General features: G+C 60.4%; 15 protein-coding genes. 7 read left to right on the top strand and 8 right to left on the bottom strand.

Going from position 1 to position 14,915, the window contains the following annotated elements:
• From Q344_RS24730 to Q344_RS0121765, 7 genes are all read right to left on the bottom strand, one after another.
• Window positions 1-1,635, bottom strand: a complete 1,635-nt coding sequence (locus tag Q344_RS24730) for a Mu transposase C-terminal domain-containing protein (protein ID WP_028288640.1) — start codon at window positions 1,633-1,635, stop codon at window positions 1-3.
• 206 nt (window positions 1,636-1,841) lie between these two features.
• On the bottom strand, window positions 1,842-2,102 hold the full coding sequence (locus Q344_RS26230) for a hypothetical protein (protein WP_156954783.1): 261 nt from the start codon (window positions 2,100-2,102) through the stop codon (window positions 1,842-1,844).
• A 49-nt stretch (window positions 2,103-2,151) separates the two neighbouring features.
• Window positions 2,152-5,229: an efflux RND transporter permease subunit gene (locus Q344_RS0121785; protein ID WP_028288639.1), complete on the bottom strand. Its 3,078-nt coding sequence runs from the start codon at window positions 5,227-5,229 to the stop codon at window positions 2,152-2,154.
• A gap of 31 nt (window positions 5,230-5,260) precedes the next feature.
• A complete protein-coding gene (locus tag Q344_RS0121780) occupies window positions 5,261-6,382 on the bottom strand; it encodes an efflux RND transporter periplasmic adaptor subunit (RefSeq protein WP_229669258.1) in 1,122 nt (373 codons plus the stop codon).
• Between the two features lie 13 nt (window positions 6,383-6,395).
• Window positions 6,396-6,947: a TetR/AcrR family transcriptional regulator gene (locus Q344_RS0121775; RefSeq protein WP_036540321.1), complete on the bottom strand. Its 552-nt coding sequence runs from the start codon at window positions 6,945-6,947 to the stop codon at window positions 6,396-6,398.
• 72 nt (window positions 6,948-7,019) lie between these two features.
• On the bottom strand, window positions 7,020-7,622 hold the full coding sequence (locus Q344_RS0121770) for a TetR/AcrR family transcriptional regulator (protein ID WP_036540318.1): 603 nt from the start codon (window positions 7,620-7,622) through the stop codon (window positions 7,020-7,022).
• A 237-nt stretch (window positions 7,623-7,859) separates the two neighbouring features.
• Window positions 7,860-8,213: a winged helix-turn-helix transcriptional regulator gene (locus Q344_RS0121765; RefSeq protein WP_232237129.1), complete on the bottom strand. Its 354-nt coding sequence runs from the start codon at window positions 8,211-8,213 to the stop codon at window positions 7,860-7,862.
• A 131-nt stretch (window positions 8,214-8,344) separates the two neighbouring features.
• Here Q344_RS0121765 and Q344_RS0121760 point away from each other — a divergent pair, with 131 nt between their 5' ends.
• The 6 genes from Q344_RS0121760 to Q344_RS25820 all read left to right on the top strand — a co-directional run bounded on the left by Q344_RS0121760 (window position 8,345) and on the right by Q344_RS25820 (window position 12,688).
• On the top strand, window positions 8,345-8,752 hold the full coding sequence (locus Q344_RS0121760) for a DoxX family protein (protein WP_084178541.1): 408 nt from the start codon (window positions 8,345-8,347) through the stop codon (window positions 8,750-8,752).
• A gap of 65 nt (window positions 8,753-8,817) precedes the next feature.
• Window positions 8,818-9,633 carry a DODA-type extradiol aromatic ring-opening family dioxygenase gene (locus Q344_RS0121755; protein ID WP_028288634.1) on the top strand — a complete coding sequence of 272 codons (816 nt, stop codon included), beginning with the start codon at window positions 8,818-8,820 and terminating at the stop codon, window positions 9,631-9,633.
• Window positions 9,634-9,641: 8 nt separating this feature from the next.
• Window positions 9,642-10,139, top strand: coding sequence for a luciferase domain-containing protein (locus Q344_RS24725; protein WP_036540313.1), 498 nt, complete (start codon window positions 9,642-9,644; stop codon window positions 10,137-10,139).
• A 28-nt stretch (window positions 10,140-10,167) separates the two neighbouring features.
• Window positions 10,168-11,064 carry an NAD(P)H-binding protein gene (locus tag Q344_RS0121745; protein ID WP_028288633.1) on the top strand — a complete coding sequence of 299 codons (897 nt, stop codon included), beginning with the start codon at window positions 10,168-10,170 and terminating at the stop codon, window positions 11,062-11,064.
• 20 nt (window positions 11,065-11,084) lie between these two features.
• A complete protein-coding gene (locus Q344_RS0121740) occupies window positions 11,085-11,717 on the top strand; it encodes a glutathione S-transferase family protein (RefSeq protein WP_028288632.1) in 633 nt (210 codons plus the stop codon).
• Between the two features lie 213 nt (window positions 11,718-11,930).
• A protein-coding gene (locus tag Q344_RS25820) for an IS5 family transposase (RefSeq protein WP_156954782.1) occupies window positions 11,931-12,688 on the top strand; the annotation gives its coding sequence in 2 pieces (ribosomal slippage) (window positions 11,931-12,255 and window positions 12,255-12,688; 759 coding nt in all).
• Window positions 12,689-12,697: 9 nt separating this feature from the next.
• On the opposite strand, the gene Q344_RS0121725 is transcribed toward Q344_RS25820, so the two are convergent.
• Window positions 12,698-13,765: a helix-turn-helix domain-containing protein gene (locus Q344_RS0121725; protein WP_028288629.1), complete on the bottom strand. Its 1,068-nt coding sequence runs from the start codon at window positions 13,763-13,765 to the stop codon at window positions 12,698-12,700.
• 226 nt (window positions 13,766-13,991) lie between these two features.
• On the opposite strand from Q344_RS0121725, the gene Q344_RS0121720 reads away from it, so the two are divergent.
• Entirely contained in the window at window positions 13,992-14,876 is an 885-nt protein-coding gene (locus Q344_RS0121720; protein WP_028288628.1) for a recombinase family protein, read from the top strand.
• Window positions 14,877-14,915 lie beyond the last annotated feature (39 nt).

Here is a 14,915-nt window from a genome sequence, read left to right as displayed (position 1 = left end):
TCACCATCTCTCCACCTTGAACAATGGGCGCGATGTATCACCCGTATCGATCGGGCGCAGCCCTTCGGTTGTCGAGACGGCCGAGTTCGTGCCCTTCAATGTCCCTTTTCTTTCACGGGTTCTGCGTTCGGCCTTCGTCAGGCCCCGGCTTTCAGCTTCGATCTGGCGTTGCTGTCGGATCAGCTCAGCCAGCACCAGCTCATTAGACCCGGACTTGCCAAGGGCACGGGCCTTCCTCATCGCTTCGCGATATTCCCAGAGCGAGACGGGCGGAATTTCCAGGTTTCTGTACCGCGCCTCAACATACCGGCCATCGTCCAGTTCGACCCAGATCATTGAGATATCGCGAGGATCGTAGCGAACGACCACCTTTCCATCCCCGCGCCCAATGTGGCCTGCAAGGGCATCTGACCAGTACCTTATCTGGAACAGATGGATGCCGTCACGCCTGATCTTGCGCAGTTCACTCGGCAGGAAGCTCACCTGAAAGGCTTCCATCTCGAAGGGGATGTCGCCTGTCATTTGCTCTGAGAGCGCCTCCCATTTGGCAACGGGCGTGCAGCCAAGACTTGAATGAATGCTGTTGTTGTAACGGCAGATTTCCAGAGCAAACCAGCGATCGAATTCGCTCAACGTCATCGTGGCCTTGCTTTCGGCGTCATAGTCGCCCTTTGCCGCGATCGAGGATTGCGTTGTTCCCGGCAACAGGTGAACGGCCCCCATCATGGTGCCGATCAACCGTTCGATGTGACCACCGAAGTGAGGACTTGCTGGCGGTCGATAGACCAGATCGATCCCCCAATCCGCACAGGCCGACCGAAAGGCGCGCGACCGGAAATCGCGACCGTTATCGACGTGGATGCTGTGCGGTTTGCCCTGTGCCGGCCAAGGAACATCGCACGCCAATTCCGCAAGAAGTTCCTCCTTGAGGGCCACCGCCTGTGTCAGGCAAAGCGCCACTGACAGACGCGAAGGTGCCTCGAGAGAGGTGTAATATCCGGTCACCATCCGCGTTGCGACGTCGATCGCCAGCGTGACCCAAGGCCGCCCAATTGGTTTGCGTTCAAAGCCGTCGACAAGAATGATGTCCGCCGGTGTATGATCAATTTGGACGATCTCCAGTGGCATACTGGCCTTGTTCTCACCTGTGACCGGCGCAAATTTCTGGCGGGCCGCCTTTGCGCCCTCTCGTGCCTTCGCAACTTCGCGGGCATCCATCGCATCCAGACGACGCTGAACCGTTCGCCGTGTCGGCGGTTGCAAGCCCTCCTGCCAGCAAGCGCTGCGGATTTCTGTCACGACGCGCGACAAGCTCGAACGCTCCCGGCGCAAGAAATAGCGGCGAAGGTGCTCCTCGATTACCGCTTCGACTTTGCTGGATATTAACATCGTCCCGGTCGGGCGGCCCCGTTTCCGCGGAGCCAGAGCGCTGGTGCGCCCACCCTCTTCCGCCAACCGTTTTATCCAACGCCAGACCGTCGCCCTGCTGACACCAAGCTCCCAAACGGCGTCATTGATGCCACGTTCCAGGCTGCCAGTCCCATTGAGATATGCCTGAACAAGAGGGCGCAGCACCGCGGCCCTGCGCGCCTCTTCAGCACCAACAGCAACGCAGTCTTCGCCATCATCATTCATCGATATTTGCCGCAAATGTCTGTGAACCCTGTCTCAGGTTTAAGGGAAAAAATATCAGAATTAAAGGCAAAATCTCATATTTAATGGCAAAGCTCAGCCGTTGATTTCGTTGGATTTCCCATCTCACAATTAAGGGCTACGCGACACAGCTGATCGACGGCCTGATCGACCTGCTTTTAGAGGTGGTTCACCGTTTGGGAACAAGATCATGCCGCAAGGTCATTCAAGGTATAGCGGCCGATATTGGCGCGGTTCACGGCAAGGAACGTTTGCTTGTCGAGATCGCCATGGCCGCGTTGGATCATCCGGATGGCCGTATTGAAGATGTCATTTTCCCTATCGCAGGGGCGGCCAAACTCTGGACCGTTCAACACCGTGGGGTTATGCGGCTCTAAGTAAGGGTGGTGTAGGGCTGATGAAGCTCGCGCCGGTCGATAACATGGGTGTTCTGGCGTGCAGTCGTGCATTTGGAATCGTCCGCACTCGGCGTTTAATTCCAAACCACGAATCAGCTGGTTAGGCCTGGATCGGAGCAACCTCTTGTGACTTCGCTCCTGATGGCCGTATCCTGAAAAGGAGCGCATAGAGCACCGGAACCGCGACGAGCGTCAAGACCGAGGCAAAAGCGAGACCTCCCATGATTGTCACCGCCATCGAGGCGAAAAACGCATCGGGCAGAAGCGGAATCATGCCAAAGATCGTCGTGCCGGCGGCGAGCACCACAGGGCGAAGACGGCTGACTGAGCCGTCGATCACCGCCTTGTAATCGGGCACACCCTGTGCACGTAGAAAGTCGATCTCTTCGATGAGAACGATTGCGTTCTTCATCAACATTCCCGAAAGCGACAGGAAGCCGAGCAGGGCCGTAAATGTGAAGGGCAGCCCGGTGAACAGCAACCCCAGGACCATGCCCGTCACGGACATTGGCACCACGAGCCACAGGATGAGCGGTTGGCGGACTTTGTTGAACATCAAAATCGAAATCGTCAACATGACCAGAAAGCCTAGGGGAAGCTGCTTGCCAAGCGACTCCTGAGCCATCTGCGCACTTTCGAATTCGCCGCCCCATTCCATTGCAGAACCGTCGGGAAGCGGGATGGATTCGATCTCGGTGCGGACGCTTCGGAATGCCTCATCCGCGGTGAGATCGCTGCGGGCACCGCCGAGGGCGGTGATCGTCCGCTCCCGGTCGCGCCGGTGAAGGAGTGCCTCGACAAGACGGGGATCGAACCTTTCGACGAGGTTGGCCATGGGGACATAGGCCCCTGCCCCGTCGGACCATACCGACAGGTCACGAAGGCGGTCGACCCCGTCGCGTTCGTTCTCGGGAAGCCGGAGTTGGATCGGGATCAACACGTCGTCCTCGCGCAGGTCGCCAACGCGCAGTCCGGACGTTCCATAGCGGATGGTATCCGAAATCGCTCCGCGCGTCGCGCCGGCCAGCCGCATTCGTGCCTCGTCGACGACGGGTTCGACAAGGATTTCACGCTGCCGCCAATTGGTGCGCGGATTGGTGATGGTTCCTGCCTCCTCGTATATCCTGATCGCATCATCCGCGAGCTGGCGCAGGACGACCGGATCGGGGCCCGAGAAACGAACTGCAACATCGGCACCGGCCGGCGGTCCGAACACGATTTCTTCGACACGGATCAGAGCGTGGGGGAATTCGGCTGGCAAATCCCGGTTGAGCCTGCTCGCGATCGCCGGGATCGTTGCGGCGTCCGCAACCCGGACGATGAGCTGGCCATAGCTGGCATCCGCCTGTTCCGGATTGTATGTCAGCATGAAGCGGCTTGCCCCCCGCCCTACGAGGGCCGTTACCCCGGTCACAGCATCCTCATCCAGAAGTATCCGCTCAAGCCGCAGCATCTCTTCGTCGGTCGTGTTGATATCGGTTCCCTGCGGCATCTGGAACTCGACGTAGAAAATAGGCGTGTTCGAGGCGGGGAAGAAGGCCTGCTTGACCTGGGCGAAAGCCATGACCGACCAGACGGTGATCCCGATGATCGTCAGAACGACCGGGATGCGGGCGCGCAGCGCCGTCCACACAACCCCGCGGTAAATCCCGTAGAACGGGCCCTTGTAGGGATCGTCCGAGGTGTTCTTGGGGGCCTTGAGCAGCAGCTTGCCAAGATACGGCGTGACCGTGACTGCCAGAACCCAGCTTGATAGCAGCGAAATGGCGATCACGGCGAAAAGCGAAAACAGGAACTCGCCCGTCGCATCGGGCGACAGCCCGATACCGGAAAACGCCATGATCCCGATAACGGTTGCCCCCAGCAAGGGAATGGACGTCGAGGATTCCGTCTCGGCCGCCGCGTCTTCCGCGCTTTTGCCACGCGCCATGCCGATCACCATGCCTTCGGTGATGACGATGGCGTTGTCGACCAGCATACCCATCGCGATGATCAGGGCGCCAAGGCTGATCCGTTCCATCTGTATCCCGAACACCGACATGAAGAACAGCGTGGAGAAAACGGTAAGTCCGAGGGTCGCGCCCACCACGAGGCCGGCGCGCCACCCCATGGTCAGCATCAGGGCACCGACCACGATCGCGACCGACTGTCCGAGACTGACGAGAAAGCTTGAAACGGCTTCGTCCACCACGACATGCTGCTCGTAGATCGGAATGATCTCGACACTTTCGGGAAGCTCCGACTTGAGCCGTTCCAGCCGCGCTGAAACCTCCTGGCCGACAGCGACCACGTTTCGGTCCGTCAACGCGGAAACGCCAAGGGTGAAGGCCGCCTTGCCGTTCTGCCGGATGATCTGGCTGGGCTGTTCGGCCGCCTCCCGTGTGACGGTGGCGATGTCGCTGACGGCGATCTGGCCGACATTTCCGGCCGTGCCCAGCCGCAACTCCTCTATGCCTTCGGGGCTGATATAGCCCGGCGGAACGGACAGGCCGATGCGGGCGGGGCCCTCGGTGATCTCGCCGTTGAAGAACACCTGGTTTTCGTCTGCGAGAATTCCCAGGATCTGGGTCGGCGGAAGGCCCAGTTTCTCGAGGCGTGCAGACGGGATCGAGAGGGTGATCACCTCTTCGGAGAGGCCTTGAACCTCGGCCTTGGCGACGCCATCGACAGTGACCAGCCCGAGCCGCAGCGTCGTGGCCAAGTCCCTTTGCTCCGATGGGCTCAGACCTTCGGTCGTCACCGCATAGAACATGCCATAGACGTCGCCGAAATCGTCATTGATGATGGGCGGTTGCGCCCCTGCCGGAAGATCCCCCTCGATATCACTGATGCGGCGGCGCATCTCGTCCCAAACCTGCGGGATCTCGTCCGGGCCATAGGTCATCTCGATCTCGACGGTGATCTGCGCCATGCCCGGCATCGATTTCGATTCCACCCGGTCGAGCTGCTTCATCTGCTGCAGCGCGTTTTCGACGACGTCTGCGACCTCCTCTTCAACCTCCATTGCCGTGGCGCCGGGATACGGCACGAAGATGAGTGCGGTCTTGAGGGTGAAGCTCGGGTCTTCAAGGCGGCCGACCGTATTCAGCCCCCAATAGCCGCCGAGAACGCAGAAGATGATGGTGAGCCAGACCGCCACAGGACGCTCGATGCTCGCTCGTGTGATGCTGAGTGCCATGTTTTTATTCTTGTCCTGCCGAAAACCGGGGTCAGAGCCCAGAAACTGTCACGGTCTGATTGTCCCTGAGCCGCCACCAGCCGCCGGAAACAACCAATTCATTGGCCTCCACGCCATCCTGAACGACGATCTCGTTGTCGATCGGAAGGCCCAGACGGACCGTCCGACGCTCGACCTGGCCGGACGTTTCTTCGTAGATCCAGATGGACGGTTCGGTTCGGCTGGTCGTGTCCACCGCCGAAACCGGAACGATCACGGAGCGCCGGCGATCTTCCTCAGCGGCGATGGAGATGCGCACATCCGCGGTCATTCCGGGCAAAAGACGCGGGTCGATATCACCCGTGATCGCAAATTCCACGTCGTAGGTCTGCGCCGTCCGGTCGGCATCGGTCGCAAACGAGCGAAGCACCAGAGGCGCGGTGTAACCCGGAACAGCCGGAAAAGTTGCAACGATCTCGAAGGCATCGGGTGCCGACCGCGCAATGGCCGCAAGTTCCTCTGGCAGGGAGATCACGAGCCGCATCTCGCTGACATCCTGTAGACGCGCGACAGGCGCGGTCGACGTGACGTTGACATATTCTTCAACGAAGGTGCGCGCCACAATCGCGTCGAATGGCGCGACGATTTTCGTTTGGGACAGGCGCCGCTCGGCCTCGCGGAGCGCGACTTCTGCCTGGAAGAACTGCGCGCGGGCCGTGTCGAGGCGCGCGTCGGACGCCACGCCACGATCGGCGAGGTCCGAGGCGCGCGCGAGTTCGGAATTCGCCAGGTCGTAGGACGCCTGAGCCCGGTCGACGGCGAGTTCGAAATCGATTTGGTCGAGCTCCGCGATCACCTCGCCCTCGCGAATCGTGTCGCCGGGCTCAACCTCAAGGCGAATGATCTGCCCGGGTATCTGAAACGCAAGGTCCACCGTTCGAGCAGGTTCAACGCGGCCTGCAAAGGTGCGAGACTGACTTACGACGCGATTGAGCGCACGGGTCACTTCGACCGTGACTGGTCGCTCCACGCTCGCTGCAGGCCTTGTGTCGACTTCTGCCTCCACGGTGTTCGTCGCGGTCTGGGCCAGCACATCGGTCAGGAACGGCGAAACAAACGGCACGGCAACGGCCGACACGGCCGCTACCGCAATAACAAAAACGATCCGCTTCAAACTTCGTGTCTCTCTATTCGAGTTCATTAATCATGGCCCTCAATTGCTCGATGACGCGCCCCCTGAGACCCGCGCCACCGTCGGGAAGGCCCAGAAGTTTCTGGAACCGAAGTCCCTGGATCGCTAGGACGACAACCATAGCACACGAAGTGTCTTGTGTGTCGGACAGGATACGCTCAAGGTCGCCGGTCAGTTCAACCCGTAGCGGATCGAGCAGCCGCGGATCTGACGCGGCAGCCGCGAGAATCGCCATCGAGAGGTCGTCATCGACGGCTCTGGCTTGCACGATCGCTTCCAGGTGCCCGCGCAAGGTGCGGGATCTGCGATCTTCCGGGACTGATGCCAGGCGTTCGCGATGTTCTGCGAGCATCTCATCAAGCAGCCCGGCAAGAAGCGCTCTCTTAGTCGGAAAATTGTATAAGACCCCGCCTTTACTGAGATCGGCCTCACGCGCGACGGCGTCGATCGTAATCTTTCCCGCGCCCTCTCTGTGCGCAATTGCCCGCGCAGCGCCGAGGATCCTTGGAGACGCATTCTTTGCCTGCATTCTGGATTGTATGGTCATTATTCACCGTCCATTCGGCAATTTTATTGAGAGATTTGGAGCATTGCCCCGTTGTCGGAAAGCAAGGTCAGTTCAGAGCTCTACTCTATGTCCGCTCCCGTAGAGTCGCAGGAATGCAGTGACTGCATCGGCCGCATGCTTGTCCCGCTCGACTGTTCTTTGCACCGCCAGCAGGCGTGGCATCAACAGTCCAGAAACGCAAAGATGTATGAAGTGATCCGCAACACGCGGGGGATTGTCGATCTCAAGCGCGCCTTCCCGGGAAAGGCGTTCCAGAACTTTACTGATGAGTTCGCGTGCCCGTTTCGGTCCGGCACGAAAATACACCTCCCCGACCTCGGGAAGCATCTCGGTGGCACCGATACACGTCCGCAGAAGGCGGATGTAGGTTTCGTCCAGAACGAGATCGATCATGCGCAGGGCAAGTTTTTCCAACTGGGCGCGCGGCTCGGGACCTGCGGACAAGGGTCGGAGGATCTCTTCCGCAAGCCGACCGCATTCGGATTCCACGACGCTTAGAAACAGCTGCTCCTTGGTCGGGAAATACGAATACATTGTTGCCTTCGACACTTTCCCTTCGGCGGCAATGGCATCGACGGTGGCGCCTTCATAACCGCACCGGAAGAAGACCTCGCGCGCGCCGAACAAAACCTCGGCCATTTTTCTCTCGCGCATCTCGTTCTTCCTGTCCTGTGCAGCATTGCGGGATTTCAAACTTGACTGTACCGTCTAGTCGGTACAGTAGATTGATTTTTATGTGGCGGCAAGCCGCAAACCTGGGCGGATCGTTCGGAGTGAGTGCCGCCTGTCAGGCATACCCAACGCGGCTTTCAATTCGTCATGAGCTTCGGGCCGTGCTCCGTTCGCGGCGCTTTCTGGCGCGGGATTATTCCGCGAACAGGACGGACGTCATCATTCCGCCGAGCGTGCCGTCCCGTCGAAAGCACCCTCCGCCTCCCAGCGGCGTGCAATGGATCCAAGGGTGTCCAGCACACCGCGCAGCTCCGCGCCGCGTTCAGTCAGCCCGTATGTGACAGCGGGCGGGATGGTCATGGCCTGCTCGCGCCAGACCACGCCGGCATGTTCCAGCATTCTCAGCCTCTCAGTCAGGACCCGGGTGGAAATTCCAGGCACCAGCCGTTTGGTCGCGCCGAAACGCTGTGGACCCTGTTCGGACAGAACCCAAAGGATATAGATCGTCCAAGGTCCCGTGATGACACGCAGCAGCGCCTCCATCGGGCAGGAAGCTAGTTGGACGCTTTTCATTGTGGATAGCCCTCGCAGCCCACGAAAGTAAGTTACTTTTAAGTGCCTACTTTAACTGATGAAGTAAGGCACCTAATGATACTACATGGAAACCGACAGCCTAACAACCGTCGAAAACCGGGAGAGCGGCAGTGAGTGACAACGTGGCAAAATATGTCTACTGGATCGCGACCGGCCTTGTGGCGCTGGTCTATCTGGGTGCGGCGGCCTTCTACATCTCATCCCACGACATGGTCGCGGGCATGTATCGCGAGGTGTTGGGCTATCCCACATACATCATCTGGCCACTCGCAATTTTGAAGATCGTCGGTGCGGTTGTGATCCTCTGGCGCCCTTCGGCGGTGCTGGCAGATTGGGCCTATGCGGCAATGTTCTGGCATCTGGTGCTCGCCTTCGGGGCCCATGTGGGCGCAGGCGATCCGGGTTGGCCGCCGGCTCTGGCGACCTGGGTACTCCTGATCGTCTCGTGGCTGACCGCCAATCGCGTGCGTGCGGTCAAGTCGGCCTATGCACCGGCAGTTCCGGCAGCGCCAACCTGATCTGCTGCGGAGTTGCCACGGCGCCGCCCATAGCCTCGGACTTTGGGGTACAAAAGGACGACAACATGACTGAAAAACAGCCGACAGTGTTTGTTCCCCATGGGGGTGGCCCCTGTTTCTTCATGGACTGGAACCCGCCTGACGCCTGGGATCGCCACCGCAGATTCCTTGAGGACTTGCCTGCGAGCCTGCCGGCAAGGCCCAAGGCGCTGCTCGTGATCTCGGGCCATTGGGAAGAGCGGATCTTTACCTTGCAGACCAACCCCGCCCCGCCTCTGCTGTTCGACTATCAGGGATTTCCGCAGCATACCTATCAGCTGGCCTGGCCCGCGCCGGGCGAGCCCGCGCTGGCGACCCGCGTACGCGCACTTTTAGAAGACGCGGGGTTCCAAACCGGGGCCGATGCCGCGCGTGGCTTCGATCACGGGGTATTCGTTCCACTAAAGGTGGCTTTTCCTGAGGCCGACATCCCCACCGTCCAATTGAGCCTGCGCGACGATCTCGACCCCGAGGCGCATCTTGCCGTCGGTCGCGCGTTGGCGCCCTTGCGCGACGAAGGGGTGCTGATCATCGGATCCGGCAATACCTATCACAACATGGGCAAGATGATGCGGGCGATGAGGGGCGGACCGGACGGCCCGGTGTACGGCGGAGACTTTGACCGATGGCTCACGAGTGCGGTGACCCATGAAGACCCCGCAGTGCGCCATGCCATGCTGGCCGAGTGGGAGCAGGCGCCCGGCGCACGCGACGCCAATCCGCGCGAGGAACATCTGATCCCGTTGCACGTCGTGGCCGGGGCCGCGCTTGCGGATCGAGGGGAAAAGTCCCTCGAGGATCACGTCTTGGGCGCGGTCGAAAGCGCGTTCAGATTTGGATAGGACCAACCATGACCTTCGAACTTCCCCTGCGGCAGGGCCCGCGCCCCGACACCACCGATTGCGCCCCGCATGAGCAGGTGTCGCAGAACTCCTCGGCAGAGATCCACGCATTTTTCAAGGAGAAGGCCTTCGCCCTGCCCTTCGTCGAGCGCTGTCGGTCGGGCATCTCGGTGCCTGGCGCCGAAGCACTGGTCTTGCCGGTGGCGCATGCCTGCGGCCCGCGTGAAGCCTTCATGATCGGACGCGAATTTGCCCATGTGCATCCCTCCTATGACGGTTCGTCGCACATGATGCTGCCGCTGGCGGCGGTCGAGGAACTCATCGCCAAGGGCTGGGGCGAACCGCACCCGATGGCGTCGGCCGGACACATCCCGGCAAATGCCGTCATGGCCTATGCGCCGCGCGGTAGGTCAGAGGTCGACGTCATGATCAAAATCCTGACAACGAGCTGGGACTTCGCCCGCGGCAAGCTGGCCAACCCCGCGCAGGTTCACATCCACGGCTGACTCTCTCTCAAGGAACAGGAATACGCCCATGGCAAGCTTTCAGAACGGACCATTTATCGTCACAGGCGCCTCCGGCCAGCTTGGACGCCAGGTAATCGATCAACTGATCGAGGCGGGCGCCGATCCGATCATCGCGGTCACGCGCAACGCCGACAAACTCGCCGAGTTTAGGGACAAAGGGGTGGATGTTCGCCAAGGCGATTTCAACGCGCCCGAAACACTGGGTCCGGCCATCGCGGGCGGCAAGCGGATCCTGATCATCTCCACCGACGATCTGGAGCCGGGCAAACGGCTCGCGGCTCATTCCAATGCGATCGCCGCCGCACGCGAGGCGGGTATCGACCACATCGTCTATACCTCGCTTGCCAGCCCGGTACCCGAAAGCCCCATCACTTTCAGCAAGGATCATCAGGACACCGAGACGCTGATCGAGCAAAGCGGCGCCAGCTACACGATCCTTCGCAACAACCTTTATACGGATATGTTGCTTATGAGCGGACCGCAGGCGATCGGCATGGGGCAGCTCATTGCCGCGGCAGGGGACGGACGGGCGAGTTACGTCACGCGCGCCGACTGCGCCCGCGCCGCCGCTGCCGCGCTGATGAATGCGACCGGCCGCGAGGTGCTGGACATCACCGGACCCGAATCCATCGGCCAGGCCGATATCGCGGCGCTTTTGTCGGACATCGCCGGCAAGGACATCCCCTACATTCCGATGCCGGCCGAAGACATGGTGCAGGCGATGATCGCAAATGGCCTGCCCGAGTTCATGGCGCGTGTTTTCGTCTCTTTCGACCAGGCAACCGCCGAAGGCTACCTTGATGTGGCCAGCGACGATCTCGAGACGCTCACCGGCAAGTCCGGACAGTCGGTTGCCGATTTCCTGACCGAAAACCGGGCGGTGCTTCTTCGGGCGCCGCAGTAACTATAGAGGCGGACAAAATCATGAGACTCTACAACGCGAATTTCTCGCCCAATGCGCTGCGTGTGCGGGCGGTGGCACACGAACTGGGCGTGGACCTCGAAATCGTCCAGGTCGACATCCGGGCCGGGGACAACCGCGCGGCGGAATTTCTCGCTCGCAATCCCAATGCAAAGGTACCCGTCTTGGAGGACGGGAATTTCGTGCTTTGGGAATCCCGGGCAATTTGTGCCTATCTGGCGGGGCTTCGGCCCGAGGCGGGCCTCTATCCTGAGGGCCGCAAGGCGCGGTCCCTCGTCGATCAATGGACCTGGTGGCAAGCGATCCACCTTGGCCCGGCGATGCAGAAATTGTCCTTTGAGCTGTTTCTCAAAGAGAAATTCGGCATGGGCGATCCCGATCTGACTGTGGTCGAAGCGGAAGAGAAAGCGACCGATCAGTTCCTTGCCGTTCTGGAAACCGGACTCGACGGCAAGGACTGGATCGCAGGCACACTCAGCCTTGCCGACTTCTATCTTGCGACCACCTTCATGTATCGCGATCAAGCCGGGATTTCACTGGACCAGTACCCAGGAGTTGCGAGTTGGATCGACCGGCTTGAAGCGCGTGACAGCTGGCAAAAGGCCATGGCACCGCTTCTAGCGCTCTTTGCCTGACCTCGCGCCCGCCGCGGGTGTTTGGTCGATTTTAATAAAGTCCTCCGACCGGTCTGCCCATCTGATTTCGAAATGAGCCGGAAACGATGCGGCGGTCCTGGGGATGTAGGTGCGACGCCTCATCCCGGATTAATAGAGTTTCCGCGCTAGGGTCAGGATGCATTGATTTTCAACGCGCTGCGTGATTCACGGCTCGGAAAACGGAGCGGTGACATGAGCGAACTTTACTGGCTGACCGACGAGCAGATGGCCAAACTTGCCCCTTTCTTCCCGAAGTCGCACGGCAAGCCACGGGTCGATGACCGACGGGTGTTGAGTGGGATTATCTTCATCAATCGCAATGGGTTGCGCTGGCGGGATGCGCCGCGGGAATATGGTCCGCACAAGACGCTGTACAGCCGGTGGAAGCGCTGGAGCGAGAAAGGCATCTTCGCGCAGATGATGGTCGGCCTGGCTGCCGAACACGGCGAGGAAAAGACCGTGATGATCGACGCGACCTATTTAAAGGCACACCGCACTGCGACCAGTTTGGCCGCGAAAAAGGGGGGCGTGGACGCCTAATCGGTCGAACCAAGGGCGGCATGAACACCAAACTCCATGCCATCTGCGACAGCCAAGGGCGGCCGCTCAACCTGTTCGTCACGGCAGGACCGGTCAGCGACTACATTGGTGCGCGGGCGCTGCTCAGCAGCCTGCCAAAGGTCGACTGGTTGCTCGGGGATCGTGGCTATGACGCCGACTGGTTCAGGGACGCGTTGAAAGACAAAGGGATACGCGCCTGCATCCCCGGCAGAAAGCAACGCAAGACCCCGGTCAAATACGATAAGCGCCGATACAAACGGCGCAACCGCATCGAGATCATGTTCGGCAGGCTCAAGGACTGGCGGCGTGTGGCGACACGCTATGATCGCTGTCCCAAGGTCTTCCTCTCAGCCATCGCTCTGGCCGCAACCCTCATCTATTGGTTATGAATCCTGACCCTAAATCGCAATACTCCACATCCGAAACCGTCCCTGCCCCGTCACTTCACGGATTAGACCCTTCGCTTCCATCCAGGCGAGATTGCGTTGAGCGGTGGCGCGGCTAGCACCGATCCACATTTCGGCCATCGGGGCGGAAACGAGGGGCCATTCGGTCAGCAGGGCGCTCAGGACCGGCGGTGTCTTGCCTGAGAGCGTTGACATCTCTGCTTTGGCCTTCGCTGACCATGATTGGATATCGTCGAGGCGCCGCATCGCCATGAGGATAGCTGTCTGCATCCCCTCGAGCCATTGTTTAAGGCGCTCTGCCGATGGCCCACTCGCGCGCAGGCCCCCTGCCCCGCCCATTGCCAACGGTGCGAAAATTGCCCCGTTTCCCTCGCTAGCCGCGATGCGCGCGGCCGTGACCGCTGCTTCCACCCGATCGCCCTGCTGCCCAAGGCCCGCAAGACTCCAGAGATGAAACCCCATGCAGGCGCGGGTGATCGGATGAAGATCGGCGGCCTGTTTCATCAAATCCAGCCAACCGCTCGCGCGATCGTCGAAGCGCTCGGCATTTTCATCGATGTTTTCAGGATCGCGGCGGTCGAGGAAGGCTGCGATATCGACTATCGGGTCAGGACCGCCTGTCAGTCGCCGAACGGCCCATCCAATTCGCGCCAAGGCATTTGGGTCATCTTGTGCGCCTGACAGGCGCATAGAAATCCATAGCGCCAGACGATCCGGGCCTACGCGATCTCCTGCAAACCAGCTCAGGTCTGCCGCCTCGATCAGTGCCAACCTATGCAGCCAGCCTTTGGGCGCGCGAGCCAATCGGTCATCGAGCGCACCCAAGCGCCCGGCCACCCTTGCCAGAAGCGCAGCCTGCTCCGCTTCGGCCCTTGCCCAGTCATCAATGAGGCCCTTTTCCGGCTGTCCCGCCCGAGGTCCGGGAGGCCGGTAATCCGGTTCCTCTTCGATCGGGCCCGGCAGGTACCAGAGAACTTCTTCCGAAGCATCCTCATTCCCCTCTCCGATGTCGAGGGGTTCGTCGAAATCTTCAGGAATAATAGTCGATTGTGGCATCATATGTGCAAAATACAGATTATTTGCACATTACCCAAGCTGTTTTGTGACCGTCGACAATGCTCTTTACACATTACGTGCGCGCGACTGCCGACGGAACCTTTCAGATCGCGATCAATGCAAGGAAACCAGGGGATTGTGCATCGGCACAATGAGAAAACACTTGCTTGCATTCGTTTGTAAACGGTCGTTTATTGCCGCTATATGAAACTGCAAAAAGACTGTTTTGATGCCATTGATAGGCTATGCGCGCGTATCCACAGAGGATCAAACCCCCCTGCCCCAGTCGCAGGCCCTGAAATCTGCGGGTTGCGCCGAAATCTATGAAGAGCACGCCTCAGGCGGCAATCGCGCGCGGCCGGTGCTTGGGCGTGTGCTCGAACGCATCCAGAGTGGCGATACGCTGGTCGTCGTGAGGATCGACCGGCTTGCGCGGTCTCTGTCGCATCTGCTGGAAGTGATCGAGCGGCTGGAGGCTAGGGGTGCGTTCTTTCGCTCGATCCAGGACCCGATCGACACTGGATCCCCGCAGGGCAAGTTCACGCTGCAGGTCTTGGGCGCTGCGGCCGAGTTCGAGCGCGCCCTGATCCGGGAGCGCACCAAGGCCGGCCTCGCCAGTGCGCGCACAAAGGGCCGCGTGGGCGGAAACCCTGGACTGCGGGCCAAAGACCCTGCCGCTCTTCGCAAGGTGCGGCTAGCGCGACAGGACGGCTACATGGAGCGTCTGAACGAAACGGCACAAGATTGGGTGCCCCATGTGCGCCGGTTGCGCCCTGACTTGGCCTGGGAAGACGTGGTGCGCATCATCAACGGCCCCTTGCCCGAGGCGCGTCGCTGGACCCAAAGCCGTCTCTTGCGCGCCGTGAAGGCCTATGTCCGCGACGGCTTCCTGCCCGAGACAGTTTTGGCCCGCGCCGGCCGCCGCGAAACCGACGACCGCCTGCCCGCCATCGTCGCCGCCATCAAGGGCGCGGATCCCGGCATTACGCTCCAGGCGATCTGTGAACGGCTGGAATCAATGCGCGAACGCACACCACGTGGCCGAACGAGATGGCAGCCGTCGTCAGTCAAGATGCTGTTGGAGCGGGCGGAGAGGCTGGGGCTGCTTGAGTAGCCTAACAACCTTGCAAATCCTCCACTATAGGGAAGGATT

The organism is Pseudooceanicola nanhaiensis DSM 18065 (genome assembly GCF_000688295.1).
GTDB classification, from domain to species: Bacteria; Pseudomonadota; Alphaproteobacteria; order Rhodobacterales; family Rhodobacteraceae; genus Pseudooceanicola; species Pseudooceanicola nanhaiensis.
The sequence above is the reverse complement of the archived record's forward strand: the minus strand, read 5'-3'. Positions and strand labels throughout refer to the sequence as shown.

Excerpts from the sequence above, each read along its gene's own strand:
- Q344_RS0121745 (WP_028288633.1), top strand. The coding sequence starts at position 10,168 with ATGGCAAGCTTTCAGAACGGACCATTTATCGTCACAGGCGCCTCCGGC.
- Q344_RS0121725 (WP_028288629.1), bottom strand. The coding sequence starts at position 13,765 with ATGATGCCACAATCGACTATTATTCCTGAAGATTTCGACGAACCCCTC.
- Q344_RS0121765 (WP_232237129.1), bottom strand. The coding sequence starts at position 8,213 with ATGAAAAGCGTCCAACTAGCTTCCTGCCCGATGGAGGCGCTGCTGCGT.
- Q344_RS0121775 (WP_036540321.1), bottom strand. The coding sequence starts at position 6,947 with ATGACCATACAATCCAGAATGCAGGCAAAGAATGCGTCTCCAAGGATC.
- Q344_RS0121720 (WP_028288628.1), top strand. The coding sequence starts at position 13,992 with ATGCCATTGATAGGCTATGCGCGCGTATCCACAGAGGATCAAACCCCC.
- Q344_RS24725 (WP_036540313.1), top strand. The coding sequence starts at position 9,642 with ATGACCTTCGAACTTCCCCTGCGGCAGGGCCCGCGCCCCGACACCACC.
- Q344_RS0121785 (WP_028288639.1), bottom strand. The coding sequence starts at position 5,229 with ATGGCACTCAGCATCACACGAGCGAGCATCGAGCGTCCTGTGGCGGTC.
- Q344_RS0121740 (WP_028288632.1), top strand. The coding sequence starts at position 11,085 with ATGAGACTCTACAACGCGAATTTCTCGCCCAATGCGCTGCGTGTGCGG.
- Q344_RS26230 (WP_156954783.1), bottom strand. The coding sequence starts at position 2,102 with ATGCACGACTGCACGCCAGAACACCCATGTTATCGACCGGCGCGAGCT.
- Q344_RS24730 (WP_028288640.1), bottom strand. The coding sequence starts at position 1,635 with ATGAATGATGATGGCGAAGACTGCGTTGCTGTTGGTGCTGAAGAGGCG.
- Q344_RS0121770 (WP_036540318.1), bottom strand. The coding sequence starts at position 7,622 with ATGCGCGAGAGAAAAATGGCCGAGGTTTTGTTCGGCGCGCGCGAGGTC.
- Q344_RS0121755 (WP_028288634.1), top strand. The coding sequence starts at position 8,818 with ATGACTGAAAAACAGCCGACAGTGTTTGTTCCCCATGGGGGTGGCCCC.